General features: G+C 66.1%; 10 protein-coding genes. 8 read left to right on the forward strand and 2 right to left on the reverse strand.

Features of this window, described 5'->3' with window-relative positions; genetic code table 11:
- Positions 1-51 precede the first annotated feature (51 nt).
- The 8 genes from N440_RS06910 (at position 52) to cueR (ending at position 11253) form a co-directional block, all read left to right on the forward strand.
- A complete protein-coding gene (locus N440_RS06910) occupies positions 52-1641 on the forward strand; it encodes a calcineurin-like phosphoesterase family protein (RefSeq protein WP_133934527.1) in 1590 nt (529 codons plus the stop codon).
- Between the two features lie 35 nt (positions 1642-1676).
- Complete coding sequence (locus N440_RS06915) at positions 1677-1961, forward strand: hypothetical protein (protein WP_006436871.1); 285 nt, start codon at positions 1677-1679, stop codon at positions 1959-1961.
- A gap of 84 nt (positions 1962-2045) precedes the next feature.
- Positions 2046-3068: a glucokinase gene (locus N440_RS06920; protein WP_133934528.1), complete on the forward strand. Its 1023-nt coding sequence runs from the start codon at positions 2046-2048 to the stop codon at positions 3066-3068.
- Between the two features lie 51 nt (positions 3069-3119).
- Positions 3120-4118, forward strand: a complete 999-nt coding sequence (locus N440_RS06925) for a N(4)-(beta-N-acetylglucosaminyl)-L-asparaginase (RefSeq protein ID WP_133934529.1) — start codon at positions 3120-3122, stop codon at positions 4116-4118.
- Entirely contained in the window at positions 4115-4846 is a 732-nt protein-coding gene (locus tag N440_RS06930; RefSeq protein WP_133934530.1) for a copper homeostasis protein CutC, read from the forward strand. Before N440_RS06925 ends, N440_RS06930 begins: the two co-directional genes overlap by 4 nt.
- Positions 4847-5183: 337 nt before the next feature.
- Entirely contained in the window at positions 5184-8141 is a 2958-nt protein-coding gene (locus tag N440_RS06935; RefSeq protein WP_133934531.1) for a TonB-dependent receptor, read from the forward strand.
- A gap of 150 nt (positions 8142-8291) precedes the next feature.
- Positions 8292-10784 (forward strand): heavy metal translocating P-type ATPase, encoded by a 2493-nt coding sequence (locus N440_RS06940; protein WP_133934532.1) that lies wholly within the window; start codon positions 8292-8294, stop codon positions 10782-10784.
- 13 nt (positions 10785-10797) lie between these two features.
- Complete coding sequence (gene cueR / locus N440_RS06945) at positions 10798-11253, forward strand: Cu(I)-responsive transcriptional regulator (protein WP_133934533.1); 456 nt, start codon at positions 10798-10800, stop codon at positions 11251-11253.
- 75 nt (positions 11254-11328) lie between these two features.
- On the opposite strand, the gene N440_RS06950 is transcribed toward cueR, so the two are convergent.
- A complete protein-coding gene (locus tag N440_RS06950) occupies positions 11329-11523 on the reverse strand; it encodes a heavy-metal-associated domain-containing protein (protein WP_006436926.1) in 195 nt (64 codons plus the stop codon).
- A gap of 184 nt (positions 11524-11707) precedes the next feature.
- Positions 11708-14785 carry a TonB-dependent receptor gene (locus tag N440_RS06955; RefSeq protein WP_133934534.1) on the reverse strand — a complete coding sequence of 1026 codons (3078 nt, stop codon included), beginning with the start codon at positions 14783-14785 and terminating at the stop codon, positions 11708-11710.
- Between the last annotated feature and the right edge of the window lie 909 nt (positions 14786-15694).

The raw sequence follows: 15694 nt of genomic DNA on the forward strand, positions 1-15694 counted from the left end.
CGGGCACGGCTCGGCTCTACAATAGGCGGTCTTTCTTTCCCGGACCGTCCCATGAAACTGCCTGCCGCCTGGCTGTGCTGCCTGTTGTTGACCTCGCCGGCCTGGGCCGCGGATACCATGGTCAGCGGCAAGGTCTATCTGGAGCGCGACGGCAAGCCGGGCCGGGGCGCGACCGATCCGGGCCTGGCCGGGGTGCAGGTCTCCAATGGCGAGACCATCGTCAAGACCGCCGCCGACGGCAGCTACAGCCTGCCGGTGCGCGATGGCCAGACTGTGTTCGTGATCAAGCCCGATACCTATGCCTTCCCGAAGGCGGCCGACGGCCTGCCGTCGTTCTGGCGGCACTATCGCCCGAATGGTTCGCCGGCGCTGAAGTACGGCGGCATCGCCGCTACCAGTGACGTCACCCGAAACTGGGATTTCGCCCTGCAGGCGGACCGCCATGACAGCCGTCGCGGCTTCCAGATGCTGGTGTTCACCGATTCGCAGACTGCCAGCCTGAAGGACATCGGCTACTACCAGCAGTCGATCGTGGCCCCGCTGGTCGGCCAGACCAGGGCGCGCATGGGTACCACGTTGGGCGACATCGTCAACGACGACCTGACCCTGTACCCGGCGATCAACAAGGTCACCACATCGCTGGGCGTGCCGTGGTTCCATGTGCCAGGCAACCACGACCTCGATTTCGACGCGGCCAGCGACGCGCATTCGCTGGACAGCTGGCGCAACATCTATGGTCCGGACACCTACGCGGTGGAAGAGGGCGGCGCCAGTTTCGTGTTCCTCGACGACGTGGTGTACGACCCCAAGGCCAGGCCGAAGTATGTCGGTGGCCTGCGCGAAGACCAGTTCGCCTTCCTCGCCAGCTACCTGAAGGGCCTGCACAAGGACCGCCTGCTGGTGCTGGGCATGCACATCCCGCTGTTCGACGCTGCGCCGGGGCGCGAGACGTTCCGTCACGCCGACCGCCAGCGTCTGTTCGATCTGCTCAAGGACTTCCGCAACGTGCTGGTGCTCAGCGGCCACAGCCACACCCAGCAGCACGTCTACCACGGCAAGGCCGAGGGCTGGAACGGCGACAAGCCGCTGCACGAATACAACGTCGGTGCCAACTGCGGTGCGTTCTGGTCGGGGGTGAAGAATGCCGCCGGGGTACCGGACAGCACCATGAGCGATGGCACGCCGAAGGGCTACGCGCTGCTCGACGTCGCTGGCAACGGCAGCTATCGCCTGCAGTACCGCGTGGCCGGCAGGCCGGCCAGCGAGCAGATCGGCCTGCATGCACCGAAGGTACTGCGCCAGGGCGCCTACCCGGCGTGGGGTATCTACGCCAATGTCTACATGGGTGAGGATGCCAGCGTGGTCGAGTACCGCGTCGATGGCGGTGCCTGGCAGCCGATGAAGCAGGTCAGCCAGCCGGATCCGCGACTGATGGTGGAGAACGTCGCCGACGACCTGGCCAGCAGCCTGCGTGGCTACGACCGCTCGCCGGAGGCCACCGCGTCGCCGCACCTGTGGCGTGGCGCGCTGCCGACCGACCTGGCCGTGGGCAGCCACAAGGTCGAGGTGCGTTCCACCCAGCCCGACGGTGCGGTGTTCACCGCCACCACCAGCTACAGTCTGCAGACTGCCCAGCCCTGACCCGCGGCAGTGCCGCTCCAGCGAAAGGACCCCGCATGGATATCCGTTTCATGGCCGGCACTACGCCGGTCACCCTCAGCCGCCATTGGTTCACCGGCGCGATGCTGCTGCAGAGCGCCACCGAGAAGGTGTGGGTGCAGCATCCGTGGCACCCGGGCACGCATTTCTCGTTCTCGCTGGTACAGTCGTGGCTGCGCCACATCGCCGGCCATGAAGTGCTGGTCGAACGTACCCGGCCACTGCTGTTCGCCGGTTTCCGCCCGCAGCGCCTGCGCGTACTGGTGGACGGTGTGCAGGTGGCCGAGCAGGAAGGCATGTAGGCCAACCTGAACCACCAGCGCGCTAGGCAAAGCCGCCCCGATGCCTGAGAATCGGGGCGATTCAATCGATCCAAGCAGGCCCGCGTGACCATCGCAGCAGCGTCCCCGGTTTCCACCGACTCCGCCCGCGGCGGTCTTCCGCGCCGTCTCGTTGTCGCCGATGTCGGCGGCACCTTCGCTCGTCTGGCATTGGCCGAGACGCTGGCTGGGCAGCCGCCGCGCCTGGGCAGCCATCGCACCTATGCCTGCGCCGAGTATCCAAGCCTGGCCGCGATCCTGGCTGATTTCACCTTGGGCCTTGGCCAGCCGGTGCGGACCGCAGTGGTGGCCATTGCCGGCCTGCTCGATGGCGATGTGCTGATCAACTCCAACCTGCCGTGGACGGTGTCGCTGTCGGCCACCCGCGCGCAGTCCGGGCTGCACGAACTGCAGCTGATCAATGATTTCGAAGCGGTGGCGCTGGCCATTCCTTACCTGCAGGCCGATACCCTGGTGCCCTTGAACGGCGACGCCGATCCGGCGCAGGCGTTCCCGGCACTGGTACTGGGTGCCGGCACCGGACTGGGTGCCGCGCTGCGCTTCGCCGATGGTGAGCGCCCGGTGCTGCCCAGCGAGATCGGCCACGCCGCGCTCGGCGCCGGTAATGCGCTGGAACTGCAGGTGCTGGGCAAGCTGCTGCAGCGCTGGGCGCACGTGGACAACGAACGCGTACTGTCCGGCAGCGGCCTGATGAACCTGTACCCGTGCCTGTGCGAACTGCGCGGCGTCACTCCAGTGTGGACCAGCACCGAGGCGCTGATCGGCGCCGCCCGCAGCGGCGAGGATGCGCTGGCGGTGGAGACGCTGCAGGTGTTCTGCGCCTGGCTGGGCAGCCTGGCCGGCGACGCGGCGATCGCCGTCGGCGCGCGCTCGGTGTACCTGGCCGGCGGTATTTCCGCGCATGTGCAGGATTTCCTGGCCGATGGCCGCTTCCGCGAGCGCTTCCTCAACAAGGGCGTGCTGACCGAGGTGCTGCGCCAGGTACCGGTGTGGCGGGTTGAGCATGGCCAGCTCGGCGTGCTCGGTGCGGCGGTCTGGCACGCCGCGCGGCAGCCCGCGCACGACTGATTGGCAAGGCCGGCATCGGGCCGGTCGTGCATTGCAGACTGGGAGGGGAAGATGGTGGATCGCAGGCAGTTCCTGCAGGCCGGTGCGCTGGCCGCAGGCATGGCGGCATTGCCGGGTGTGCAGGCGCGCACGCAGGGTGGGGCCAAGGTGGTCTCCACCTGGGACTTCGGCGTGCCAGCCAACCAGGCCGCATGGAAAGTGCTGTCCCAGGGGGGCAACGCACTGGATGCCGTCGAGGCGGGCGCACGCTGGGCCGAGAGCGAGCTGTGCAACTCCACCGTCGGCCATTGCGGCAATCCGGATCGCGACGGCGTGCTCAGCCTGGACGCCAGCATCATGGACGGCGATGGCCGCTGCGGTGCGGTGGCCGCGCTGGTGGACATCCTGCATCCGGTGTCGGTGGCGCGCAAAGTGATGGAGAACAGCCCGCACGTCCTGCTGGTGGGCGAGGGCGCGCAGCAGTTCGCGGTGCAGCAGGGTTTCGAGCGCAAGCGCCTGCTGACGCCGCAGGCCGAAGCCGCCTGGCGGGAATGGCTGAAGACCGAGAAGTACCAGCCACAGATCAATGCCGAGCGCCGGGGCATCCCCGGCAACAGCGATAACCACGACACCATCGGCATGCTCGCGCTGGATGCCAGGGGCCACCTGGCCGGTGCCTGCACCACCAGCGGCATGGCCTGGAAGCTGCACGGCCGGGTCGGCGACAGCCCGATCATCGGTGCCGGGTTGTATGTCGACAACGAGGTCGGCGCCGCCACCGCGTCGGGTGTGGGTGAGGAGATGATCCGCAACGCCGCTTCTTTCCTGGTGGTCGAGCTGATGCGCCAGGGGCGCTCACCGGCGCAGGCCTGCCGCGAGGCGATCGACCGCGTGGTGCGCAAGCGCCCGGAAGCGAGCAGGACACTGCAGGTGTGCTTCCTGGCGATGAACAAGCAGGGCGAGGTGGGTGCCTATGCACTGCATCGCGGATTCGTCTACGCGGTGTGCGATGCGCAGCGCCAGGATGACCTGCGCGATTCGCCATCGATCTACACGAGCACCCAGGCATGAGCACGCGGCTGCGCCTGGAAATCGCCAGCAACTCGGTGGCTTCGGCGCTGGCCGCGCAGGCCGGTGGCGCCGACCGCATCGAACTGTTCGACAACCTGGCCGAGGGTGGCACCACGCCGTCGTTCGCCAGCATCGCGATCGCCCGCGAACGCCTGTCGATTCCGCTGTTCGTGCTGGTGAGGCCGCGTGCGGGCGACTTCCACTATGACGCGCTGGAAACCGAACTGATGCTACGGGACGTCGCGCAGTGCCGTGCGCTCGGCTGCGATGGCGTGGTGATCGGTGCGCTGGACGTGCAGGGTGGCATCGACCTGCCGTTGTGTCGTGAACTGGTGCAGGCTGCCGGGCCGTTGCAGGTGACCTTTCACCGTGCCTTCGACGCCGCCCGCGATCTGCCGGTGGCGCTGGAGCAGGTGATCGGGCTGGGCTGCCAGCGGGTGCTGACCTCGGGCGGCCAGGTCAGCGCCGAGGCCGGGGCTGAGGTGCTGGCGGGCCTGGTCACCCAGGCGGCGGGGCGTATTGCGGTGATGGCCGGCGCCGGATTGGCCCCGGGCAACATCGCAAGCGTCGCACGGCAGACCGGCTGTACCGAACTGCATGCCTCGGCCAAGGGCCTGCGGCGCTCGGCGATGCAGTTCCACAACCCGGCCCTGCGCGGCCTGGACCCGGACTGGAGCCAGACCGCCACCGCGACCGTGGCGGCACTGCGGCAGGCGCTGGACGCCTGATGGAGTTGGCCGGGCCATGCCTGGCGAGCGCGCACGCTGACGACGGACAAGAACGTTCCGCGCGCAATTGTCGTAATCGTGTCATCGGCGCGTGTGCCTCTTGTTGAGTTGCGCCCCCTAACCATTTGATTCGTAATGATTGGCCGGGCCAGAAGCGGCGTTCAATGGTCTGTTGCTGCGTCGCCGCATGCCGGATGTGGTTCAGCTGTGCTTTAGTTTGGATCGATCCACAGGGGAGGGTGCCGCATCGGTCCTGGACCGATCCAGGCGCCCGGATCAGCCGTAGTGCCGCGCCACCACCCGTCCGTGCGTCCACACCTTCGAAGAGCAACCACCCATGGCTCAGTCCGTCCGCAAGCGCCGTCACCTGCTGTCCCAGGCCCTGGTCCTGGCTCTGTTGCCCCTGGCGGCCAGCGCGCAGGAAAGTTCCAGTTCGTCCACCAAGGATCTCGATGCGGTCACCGTTACCGGCTCGCGCATCAAGCGCGCCAGCGTCGAAGGCCCGGCGCCGGTCAACGTGATCACCGCCGCGCAGATCCAGAAGGAAGGCTTTGTCAGCGTGTACGACGCGCTGAAGACCCTCACCGAAGCGACCGGAACGGTTGAAGCGGCCTCGCAGTGGGGCTCGCATACGCCCAATGCCAGTGGCCTGAACCTGCGCGGGATGGGCCCGAACCGCTCGCTGCTGCTGGTCAACGGCCGTCGCGTGGCCGACTACCCGCTGCCCTATGGCGGTGAAACCAACTTCTCCAACTACGGCAACATTCCGGCTGCGGCGGTCGAGCGCATCGAAGTGTTGACTGGCGGTGCCTCGGCCATCTATGGCTCGGACGCGATCGCAGGCGTGGTCAACGTCATCCTGAAAACCAACTATGACGGCGACGAAGTACGCGTGCGCGGCGGCACTTCCACTGAAGGCGGTCGCGATACCTGGGATCTGTCCTGGGCCGGTGGCAAGACCGGCGACAACTGGAGCGTGACCTACGCGCTGCAGTACACCAAGCGCGATCCGTTGTTCGGCCGCGATCGCCCGCAGATGGACGACGCCGATGATGCACCGTACTCCTCCTGGAACATGGAGCAGCGCAAGGTCGGCTTCCGCCCCACCGCCGGCCTGGCGTTGATCGATCCGACCACCGGCCAGCGCCTGGCGCCACCGGCAGGCACCTGCGAGAAGTTCAACGGCGAGTACTACACTGCCGATCGCCTGGTCTACAACTACGCCGCCAACACCATCACCAACACCGGCCGCCTGTGCGGCATGAGCGCCGACTACGCCAACTGGCTGTTGACCGGCGGCGCCGAGAACGTCTCCGGCAACCTGTACGCCACCTTCGATTTCAGCAATGACCTGCAGGCCTGGACCAACCTGGCGGTGTATCACTCCGAAGCCATCTGGGGCACCAATCCGCCCGGCGTGTCGCTGATCGACGATGACAACGGCTATTACTGGGATGCGAACCGCAACCGCCCGATCCTCGGCGTGCGCCAGTTCACTCCGAACGAAGTGGGCGGCCTGGATACGCTGCGCAACACCAACCGCGAACTGTCCTGGGACTGGAGCGCGGGCCTGCGTGGCCGCCTCGCCGATCGCTTCGACTGGAGTGCGACGGTGGGGCGTTCCTACTATCGCGTGGAAGAGCGGCAGAACGTGGTGGACAAGCAGAAGTCCTACGATTACTTCCTCGGCCCACGGCTGGGCACCACCGCCGGGGGTGAAGCAATCTATGCGTTGAACGAATCGCGCTGGTGGAATCCGCTGACGCCGGAGCAGTACTGGCAGATGGGGACCGTGGCGAAGAATCGCGCGAGTTCCTGGGTCAACCAGGCGTCGGCGGACATCACCGGTGAACTGTTCCAGGGCTGGGCCGGCCCGATTTCGTTCGCCGCCGTGGCCGAAGTGGCGCAGCAGGGTTATCACCTCAGTCCCGATCCACGCGCCGGCATCGACTTCGACCTGCAGAACGTCGACCGCGGTGGCGGCGAGCGCACGCGCTACTCGGCCGGCGTCGAGTTAAAGATCCCGCTGCTGGACAGTGTGATCGCCACCGCAGCGGCGCGCTATGACCGCTATGGCAGCTACAAGGCCGATGACAGCGCCGAGGCCCTGAACATCGGCAGCCAGAAGGAAACCACCTGGAACGTCGGGCTGGAATGGCGCCCGGTCGAATCGCTGCTGGTGCGAGGCTCGTATGCCACCAGCTTCCATGCGCCGGACATGCATTACCTGCTGGGCCAGCCCAGCAGCTCCGAAGTACAGACCTATGACCGCCTGCACTGCATCCAGAGCGGTGCTTACCTGGTCAACAACTGCGGCGTGGGCAACACCGACGTCTGGTACACGTTCGATGTGAACCGGCGTGGCACGCCGCTGCTGCGTTCGGAGACCGGCGATTCGTGGACGGTCGGTTTCGTCTGGGACGTGATGCCGAACCTGTCGGTCAGCGCCGACTACTGGGCGATCAAGCTGGAAGACATGATCGTCGACGTCGGTGCCGACGAAGTGCTGGCCAGCGAGGCCGGCTGCCTGACCGGCAAGAACATGGACGGCACGCCGTGGGCCAATCCGGCCGGCGGCGAGTACTGCGCGGGCATCCTGGCGCGCGTGAACCGTGACAGCAACGGACGCCTGGTGTCGATCGAGCGTGGTCCGTTCAACCTGGCCAGCCGCGAGGTACGCGGCATCGACCTGACCGCGCGCTACCGCCTGGAGACCGCGCAGTGGGGCAGCTTCCAGCTGGGCGTGAACTACACCAACCAGATCTCGACCAAGGAACAGCGCTACGCCGCCGACCCGAACCCGGAACGCCGCGACCGCGACCTGCGCAGCAAGCTGCGCGCAAGCCTGGCCTGGCAGCGTGGCAACTGGAATGCCAACGTCTATGCCGACCGCATCGGTTCGGTGCCGGGCGTGCGCTACCACTGGGGTACCGACCGCCTGGACAACCCCGGTGGCTGCCTGCCGTTCGCCGATGGCTACGTGCCCAGTGACAGCCCGTCGCTGAACTGCCTGGAGCCGGCGACGCGCCCTGACGGCTCGCCCAATCCCAACCCGAACGCTGGCCAGAAGACCGCGCGCTACTTCGGGCGGGTCGGACCGTTCATCACCTGGAACTTCAACGTGGGCTATCAGGTGACCGAGCACGCCAAGGTCAATGTCTACGTCAACAACGCGTTCAACTCGGCCAGCTGGAATCACAAGGACCCGTACAAGCTGGACTATGACTTCGCCCCGACCCGCCTGCTCGGCGCGGTCGGCCGCGAATTCGCACTGGAGTATGTGTTCACCTTCTGACGAGACCGCCATCGTCAGTAGATCCACGCCATGCGTGGATGCGGACACCTGGGTGCCCATTCAGGAAATGCGGACAGGCTGGATTTGACCTTCCCACGATGGCAAGGTTTAGCCTGTCCGCATCCAGAAGGAATCCATGGGAATCCGATCATGAGTACGCCCCGCGCCACCGCCAGCCTGCCCACCATCAGCCTCCCCATCGAGGGCATGACCTGCGCCAGCTGCGTGGGCCGGGTCGAAGCGGCACTGTCCAAGGTCGAGGGCGTGGGCAGCGTCTCGGTCAACCTGGCCACCGAACGTGCGGATATCCGTGCGTCCGGTCCGGTCGATCGCGCCGCGCTGATCCAGGCGGTGGAGCGGGTGGGCTACGACGTACCCGCTGCGACCCTTGAGCTGGCCGTGGAGGGCATGACCTGCGCGTCCTGCGTCGGTCGTGTCGAGCGCGCGCTGCGGGCGGTGCCCGGCGTCAGCGAAGCCAGCGTGAACCTGGCCACCGAGCGCGCCACGGTGCGTGGCGTGGCCGACGCGGGTGCGCTGGTGGCGGCCATCGACAAGGCCGGCTATGCCGCACGCGTGATCGAGGCGGGCGTGCGGCCGGACGATGAGGTTGCCGAGAAGAAGGACGCCGAGCGCGTGCAACTGAAGCGCGACCTGATCGTGGCCGCCGCGCTGGCGCTGCCAGTGTTCGTGCTGGAAATGGGCTCGCACCTGATTCCCGGCATGCACGAATGGGTGATGACCACCCTCGGCATGCAGACCAGCTGGTACCTGCAGTTCGTGCTGACGGCATTGGTGCTGGCCATTCCCGGCCGCCGTTTCTACCAGAAGGGTTTCCCGGCATTGCTGCGGCTTGCGCCGGACATGAACTCGCTGGTGGCGGTGGGCACCGCTGCGGCATTCGGCTATTCGGTGGTGGCGACCTTCGCGCCGGGGCTGCTGCCAGCGGGCACGGTGAACGTCTACTACGAGGCCGCGGCGGTGATCGTCGCGCTGATCCTGCTCGGTCGCTTCCTTGAGGCGCGCGCCAAGGGCCGTACGTCCGAGGCAATCAAGCGCCTGGTCAACCTGCAGGCCAAGGTCGCGCATGTGATCCGTGACGGCCGCGCGGTCGATATCCCGGTCGATGAAGTGATGAGTGGCGACGTGGTGGACGTGCGTCCGGGCGAGCGCGTGCCGGTCGATGGCGAGGTGGTCGAGGGCCGCAGCTACATCGACGAGTCGATGATCAGCGGCGAGCCGATTCCGGTCGAGAAGCAGCCGGGCAGCAGCGTGGTCGGCGGCACCGTCAACCAGAAGGGGGCGCTGACCGTGCGGGCCACGGCGGTAGGCGCGCAGACCATGCTGGCGCAGATCATCCGCATGGTCGAGCAGGCGCAGGGCTCGAAGCTGCCGATCCAGGCGGTGGTCGACAAGGTCACGCTGTGGTTCGTGCCGGCGGTGATGCTGGCCGCACTGGCGACCTTCCTGGTCTGGTTGATCTTCGGCCCGTCGCCGGCGCTGAGCTTCGCCCTGGTCAATGCCGTAGCGGTGCTGATCATCGCCTGCCCCTGTGCGATGGGGCTGGCTACGCCGACGTCGATCATGGTCGGTACCGGTCGTGGCGCCGAGATGGGCGTGCTGTTCCGCAAGGGTGAAGCGCTGCAGTTGCTGAAGGATGCGCAGGTGGTGGCGGTGGACAAGACCGGCACGCTGACCGAAGGGCGTCCGCGACTGACCGATCTTGAGATCGCCGAGGGTTTTGATCGCAGTACCGTGCTGGCTGCGGTGGCGGCAGTGGAGTCACGCTCGGAGCACCCGATTGCCCGTGCCATTGTTGACGCGGCGACCGGGCAGGGCATTGCGCTGCCGGCCCTGCTCGACTTCGAATCGGTCACCGGCATGGGCGTGCGCGCCCGTGTCGATGGCGCCCGGGTCGAGGTCGGTGCTGATCGCTTCATGCGCGATCTTGGCGTGGACATCACCGCGTTCTCGACGCTGGCGGCGGAACTCGGCACGCAGGGCAAGTCGCCGCTGTTTGCCGCTGTCGACGGCCGCCTGGCGGCGATCATCGCGGTATCCGACCCGATCAAGCCGAGCACGCCGGCCGCAATCGCGGCGTTGCACCAGCTGGGCCTGAAGGTGGCGATGATCACCGGCGACAACGCCGGCACCGCGCAGGCGATCGCACGCCAACTGGGCATCGATGAGGTGGTGGCCGAGGTGCTGCCGGAAGGCAAGGTCGAAGCGGTGCGCCGCCTGAAGGCCACGCATGGGCACGTCGCCTTCGTCGGCGACGGCATCAACGATGCACCCGCGCTGGCCGAGGCCGACGTCGGCCTGGCGATTGGTACCGGCACCGACATCGCGGTGGAGTCGGCCGATGTGGTGCTGATGTCGGGCAACCTGCAGGGCGTGCCGAATGCCATTGCGCTGTCGAAGGCAACGCTGGGCAATATCCGGCAGAACCTGTTCTGGGCCTTCGCCTACAACACCGCGCTGATCCCGGTCGCGGCCGGTGTGCTGTACCCGGTCTGGGGCGTGCTGCTGTCGCCGGTGTTCGCTGCCGGTGCGATGGCGCTGTCCAGCGTGTTCGTGCTGGGCAACGCGCTGCGCCTGCGCCGCTTCCAGCCGCCGATGGCGGACGCTCCCGCCACGACCCATTGAAGGAGAGGGCCGCATGAACATCGGTCAAGCTGCCAAGGCCTCCAGTGTTTCGGCGAAAATGATCCGCTACTACGAGCAGATCGGCCTGATTCCCGCGGCCGATCGTACCGAGTCGGGCTATCGCGCGTACTCGCAGGCGGACATCCACCGCCTGCGTTTCATCCGCCGCGCCCGCGATCTCGGCTTCCAGGTGGCCGAGATCACCGACCTGCTGGGTCTGTGGAACGACACCTCGCGGCACAGTGCCGACGTCAAGCGCCTGGCCGAGCAGCACATTGCCGACCTGGAACAGCGTATCGAAAGCATGCGGCAGATGGCCGACACGCTGAAGTCGCTGATCAGTTGCTGCGCGGGTGACGAGCGCCCGGAGTGCCCGATCCTGCAGCGGCTGGGTGACGGCGACGAGTTGCCGGTGCCGGCTGATACCGCGAAGACCGGGGCGGTACGGCGGCGCGCGCACAAGCACTGAGTTGTTGGCGCAGGCACGAAAAAGCCCGCCGGGTGCAGCAGCACCGGGCGGGCTTTGCATTCTGAAGGCAGGGGCTCAGGCGCTACGCGGCGGGAAACCGGCATCGTTCACCGCAGCGAAGACCTGCTCCTGCGAGGCGGTGGTCTGCACCTTGACCAGGCCGGTCGGCGGGTCGGCCACCACGCTGGCGTTCGGATCGACCTGCTGGATCGCGCGGGTCACGCTGCGAGCGCAGCCGCCGCAGGTCATGCCATCGACATGGAATTCCATCTGTAGCTCCTTCGGTGCTCTTGGGGTAGGGCCAGTGTGCACCTTCCAACGATGGCAGGGTCAAGCACCGGGCTGAAAAAGAAAACGGCAGCCACCTGTACCAGCGCGGCTGCCGTGGAGGAACGTCCCCGCCGGAGCGGGGCGTGGATTGCGCCGGGGCAGGCCCGGGCAACCCGGTGTGGCCTTAGAACTTCCAGGTGGCGCCGAAGTAGAGCTGGCGGCCTGCGTAGGTGTTGGAGATCAGGCGGGCCTTGCTGTCGTTGCCCAGGTGCACGCGCTGCTCGGACTTGGTGGCATTGATCACCGACGCGGTCAGGGTCCAGTCCGGGGTCAGGTTGTAGGCCACGTTCAGATCCAGCTGGTCATACGGCTCGGTGTAGACCGTCATGCCGTTCTGCAGGCCGCCCACCACCTGGCCGCGACGGTTGAACGACGCGCGCGCGAGGAACTTGTCGTTCTCGTAGAACACGGTGACATTGGCCTGGTTCTTGGCGCTGCCCACCAACGGCGACGAACCGATGTTCTGGCCGTCCAGCACGATCGATGCAAGGTTGGTGTCGTTGTAGGTGTAATTGGCCTGCACGCCGAAGCCGAAATCGAAGGTGTACTGGCCGTACAGCTCGACGCCCTGCGAAACGCCATCCTGGCCATTGGCCCTGGTCTTGTAATTCTGCACGGTCACCATTTCACCGCCGATATTCATCTGCATGTCGCGCACGACCGGCACGGTGAAATTGCTGACGTCCTTGCGGAACAGGCCGACACCGGCCACGGCGCCCGGCTGGAAGTACCATTCCAGGCCGAGATCGTACTGCGTGGCCTTGAAGGGCTGCAGCTGCTTGTTGCTGCCCTCACCCGCCCAGCCCGGATTGGGTGCACCGCCCGCCACGCGGCGATCGTCGACATACTCTGCGCTGTAGTAGCTCAACGCACCCGGGGTTGCGATATCCGTGTAGCCCGGGCGGGCGATCACCTTCGACGCGGCGCCGCGCAGCACCAACGTGTCGGTGATGTCCCAGGCAATGTTGAAGCTCGGGAGCACGTCGGTATAGGTGCGGTCGACGCCGATCAGGTCGTAGGTCTTGCTCTGCGCCAGATCGTACGGCAGGCGCACGAAGCCGCTCTCGCAGCCATAGGTCGGATAAGCCGCGGCAGCCGGGTCGGTGCATGCCATCGGCGCGCCGGATGCGTTGTCCAGGAAGTAGTCGTTGAACTTCTCGATCGAGTCGGAAGACTGTGCGAACTGCTTGGTGCGCACCACGCGCACGCCGACATTGCCGCGCAGGCGCTCGGTGCGGAAGTTGGCCTGGAAGTAGCCCGAGTAGATCTTCTCGTTGACGTTGTAGACGAAGTCGTCCTCGGTACGGTTGTGCGAACCGCCGTAGGTCTTGTTCAGGTAATCGATGTAGGCCGGATAGTTGATGCCCGGGAACACGTTGGCGTTGAAACCGCCGGCGATGTTGCTGATCGGATTGGACAGGAAGAAGCCCGGCTGCGCATCACCGGCGGTCGGGTCGCAACCGGCCTGGTAGCGGCCGTTCTTGTAGTCGGCCGTATCACGGCCCGGGCACACCCAGTAGGTGTTGCCGGTGTTGCGGTGGACCTTGCCGTCGCGGTACTTGGCACCGAACTGGATCGAGTCCAGCCAGCCCGATTCAAACAGCTTGGTGACGTCGGCCTGGAAGTAGTTCTGCTTGACCTCGGTGCGCTTCCATGACGAATCGGTCGAGCCGGTGTCCACCTCGGCAATGCCGTTCATCAACTGCTGCTGCAGGTCGGGCGAGAAGGTGGCCGAGGGCGTGCCGGTCAAGTCCCAGGCGCTGTACTGGTTGCCGGACAGGTAGTCGTTGCCGACCTTGCGGCGCGGCTTGGCCGACATGCGGAAGTTCATCGACGGGCCACCCTCGGACCAGGTGCGGCCACCGGTGAACGATGCCTTCCACAACGGGCTGATGTCCCAGTCGATGGTCAGGTCGGCGGTCTGCGACAGCGCCTTTTCCTTGCTGTAGCCACCGGTCAGCTGCGGGGTAGGCATGGTGCAGTCGTCCGGCCCCCAGCCGCCGGGCTTGAGATGGGCGGCCCAGGCCTCGTCTTCATTGCAGATGTAGGCCTTGCCCGGAAGCTTCTCGAACTGGCCACCGGTGACGATGCTGCCGCTGGGGTCGAAGTCCAGGCCATTGAGCAGCCGGCCGCCGGCCCAGTTGCCGTCCTCTTTGTAGCGCGCCATGCTCCATTCCGGAATCTTGAGCATGTTCTGGGTGTAGTCACCCTGCAGCTCGAAGCGGAAGTAATTGGCGGTCATCGTGACGTTGTCGACCGGCTTGAACTGGAAGGTCAGCTGGCCGCCCTTGCGCTCGCGCTTTTCTTCCTTCACCGCGAAGTTGACCGACGTCGGCATGAAGAAATCGCTGTAGTTGCCGCCGGTCTGGTTGTTGAAACCGGATTTGCCCCACCAGTAGTGGATGCCATCCTGCGACTGCACGTTGCCATAGGCATCACGCGCCTTGCCGGCGCCATACCACTGGTAGTCCTCGGTGGTGGCTTCCATGGTGCGGGTGGTGCGCTTCTGCTGGGTCACGCCGACCAGGACGCCGAACCGCTCGTCCTTGCTGTGCCACGAGTACAGCGCCGACGCCTGCGGGTCGATATCGTGGTGGGTGTCGGAGGAGGTGCCCTCAAGCGTGACGAATCCGGAGTTGGATTCCATGTCCAGCGGACGTCGGGTGTGCAGGATGACCGTACCGCCGATGCCGCCTTCGTCGATGCGTGCTTCCGGCGACTTGAACAGTTCTGCGCTGGACAGCATGTTCGACGGCAGCAGGGTGTAGTTGAACGAGCGGGTCGCTTCGTCGTTGGTTTCCGACGTGGCGACATAGTTTCCGTTCAACTGGGTCAGGGTCAGGTCCGGCGCCAGGCCGCGCACGCTGACACTCTTGCCTTCGCCACCGCTGCGGGTGATGACCACGCCGGGCACGCGCTGCAGTGCATCGGCCACGTTCTTGTCGGGGAACTTGCCGACGTCCTCGGCGGTGATCACTTCGACCACGGCATTGGCGTCGCGCTTCTGCTCCAGACTCTTTTCAATGGCGTAGCGGTAGCCGGTGACCTGGACGCTGTCCAGGGTGGTGGCGTCCTGTGAGCCGGTGGAAGCGGCCTGCTGCGCGGCGGCGCCAGCCGGAATGACGGCGGCGGCCAGGGCCAGCGCGATGGCCAGCGACAATGCGTCCTGGCCGTGCGTACGTGTTGAATGCTTCATTCCCATCTCTCCCTCTCTCCTGGATTGATCCGGTGACGTGGCACGGACAACTTGAATCGATCTAATTTGAAGTGACATTGTCGCTATCGCCATGCAGTGGCAGTAGCACCGTGCGCGTGGCCTGGTACGTCCTGTGACTGCCTCCCCAACTCCCGGCCATCGCAATGTCGTCTTGGATCGATCTAAGCGATGGGCGGGCGATTTTTAGCATGGGTCGCCCGCGGGCGCATGCTGCTGCGCAATATGGTACTGGCGTGGCGAAGGGATGACGGTTTTCTGAAATCAGTGAAAACGTTTTCGTGCGCAGGGCAGGGCGGGTCGGCAGGGCTGCGCCCTGCACCTGCTTGAAGCCAGGGCAACGGCCAAAGCCGGAGCCAAAGCCAAAGCCAAAGCCAAAGCCAAAGCCAAAGCGGCTCTGGCTTTCTGCTGGTTTGGCGGGGCGGTGTGGGCTGGCAGGACACGCCGTAAACCCGTCCCTGGGGGCTCGATGGCGCCATCCATGGCGCCAACGGTCCTGCCAGCCCACACCGCCCCACCTTTGACAGTTTCCCGGTGACGGTTGGATTGATCTTGGAGCGGCACGGGGTCATGGGGTCAGATCCGTTTTCCGTTGGAAAGCGGATCTGACCCCGATTGATTTCGTTATCTGACAGAGATTCATCCACGCATGGCGTGGATCTCCAGCTCGCGGAAATCTGTCGAAGGCGGGGTGGGTCCGGTTGCGGGGGCGTGAGCCGCATGGATGCGGCGACCGAGCCTACATGGACGTATTTACGGCGTCCCCCGCAACCGGACCCACCCCGCCTACCCACGGACAGCCTGCTGTTGCTTCGGCTGTTGCCTCGGCTCGTAGCAGGTGCAGGGCGGCAGCCCTGCCGAACACACCCCCTCATGCTGCGGCGCAGAATGCATTCG

Source organism: Stenotrophomonas sp. CC22-02 (assembly GCF_004365115.1).
GTDB lineage: Bacteria > Pseudomonadota > Gammaproteobacteria > Xanthomonadales > Xanthomonadaceae > Stenotrophomonas > Stenotrophomonas forensis.

What these genes read in the sequence shown, in the direction of transcription:
- N440_RS06910 (WP_133934527.1), top strand. Translation starts at nt 52, where the DNA reads ATGAAACTGCCTGCCGCCTGGCTGTGCTGCCTGTTGTTGACCTCGCCG.
- N440_RS06915 (WP_006436871.1), top strand. Translation starts at nt 1,677, where the DNA reads ATGGATATCCGTTTCATGGCCGGCACTACGCCGGTCACCCTCAGCCGC.
- N440_RS06925 (WP_133934529.1), top strand. Translation starts at nt 3,120, where the DNA reads ATGGTGGATCGCAGGCAGTTCCTGCAGGCCGGTGCGCTGGCCGCAGGC.
- N440_RS06930 (WP_133934530.1), top strand. Translation starts at nt 4,115, where the DNA reads ATGAGCACGCGGCTGCGCCTGGAAATCGCCAGCAACTCGGTGGCTTCG.
- N440_RS06935 (WP_133934531.1), top strand. Translation starts at nt 5,184, where the DNA reads ATGGCTCAGTCCGTCCGCAAGCGCCGTCACCTGCTGTCCCAGGCCCTG.
- N440_RS06940 (WP_133934532.1), top strand. Translation starts at nt 8,292, where the DNA reads ATGAGTACGCCCCGCGCCACCGCCAGCCTGCCCACCATCAGCCTCCCC.
- cueR (WP_133934533.1), top strand. Translation starts at nt 10,798, where the DNA reads ATGAACATCGGTCAAGCTGCCAAGGCCTCCAGTGTTTCGGCGAAAATG.
- N440_RS06950 (WP_006436926.1), bottom strand. Translation starts at nt 11,523, where the DNA reads ATGGAATTCCATGTCGATGGCATGACCTGCGGCGGCTGCGCTCGCAGC.
- N440_RS06955 (WP_133934534.1), bottom strand. Translation starts at nt 14,785, where the DNA reads ATGGGAATGAAGCATTCAACACGTACGCACGGCCAGGACGCATTGTCG.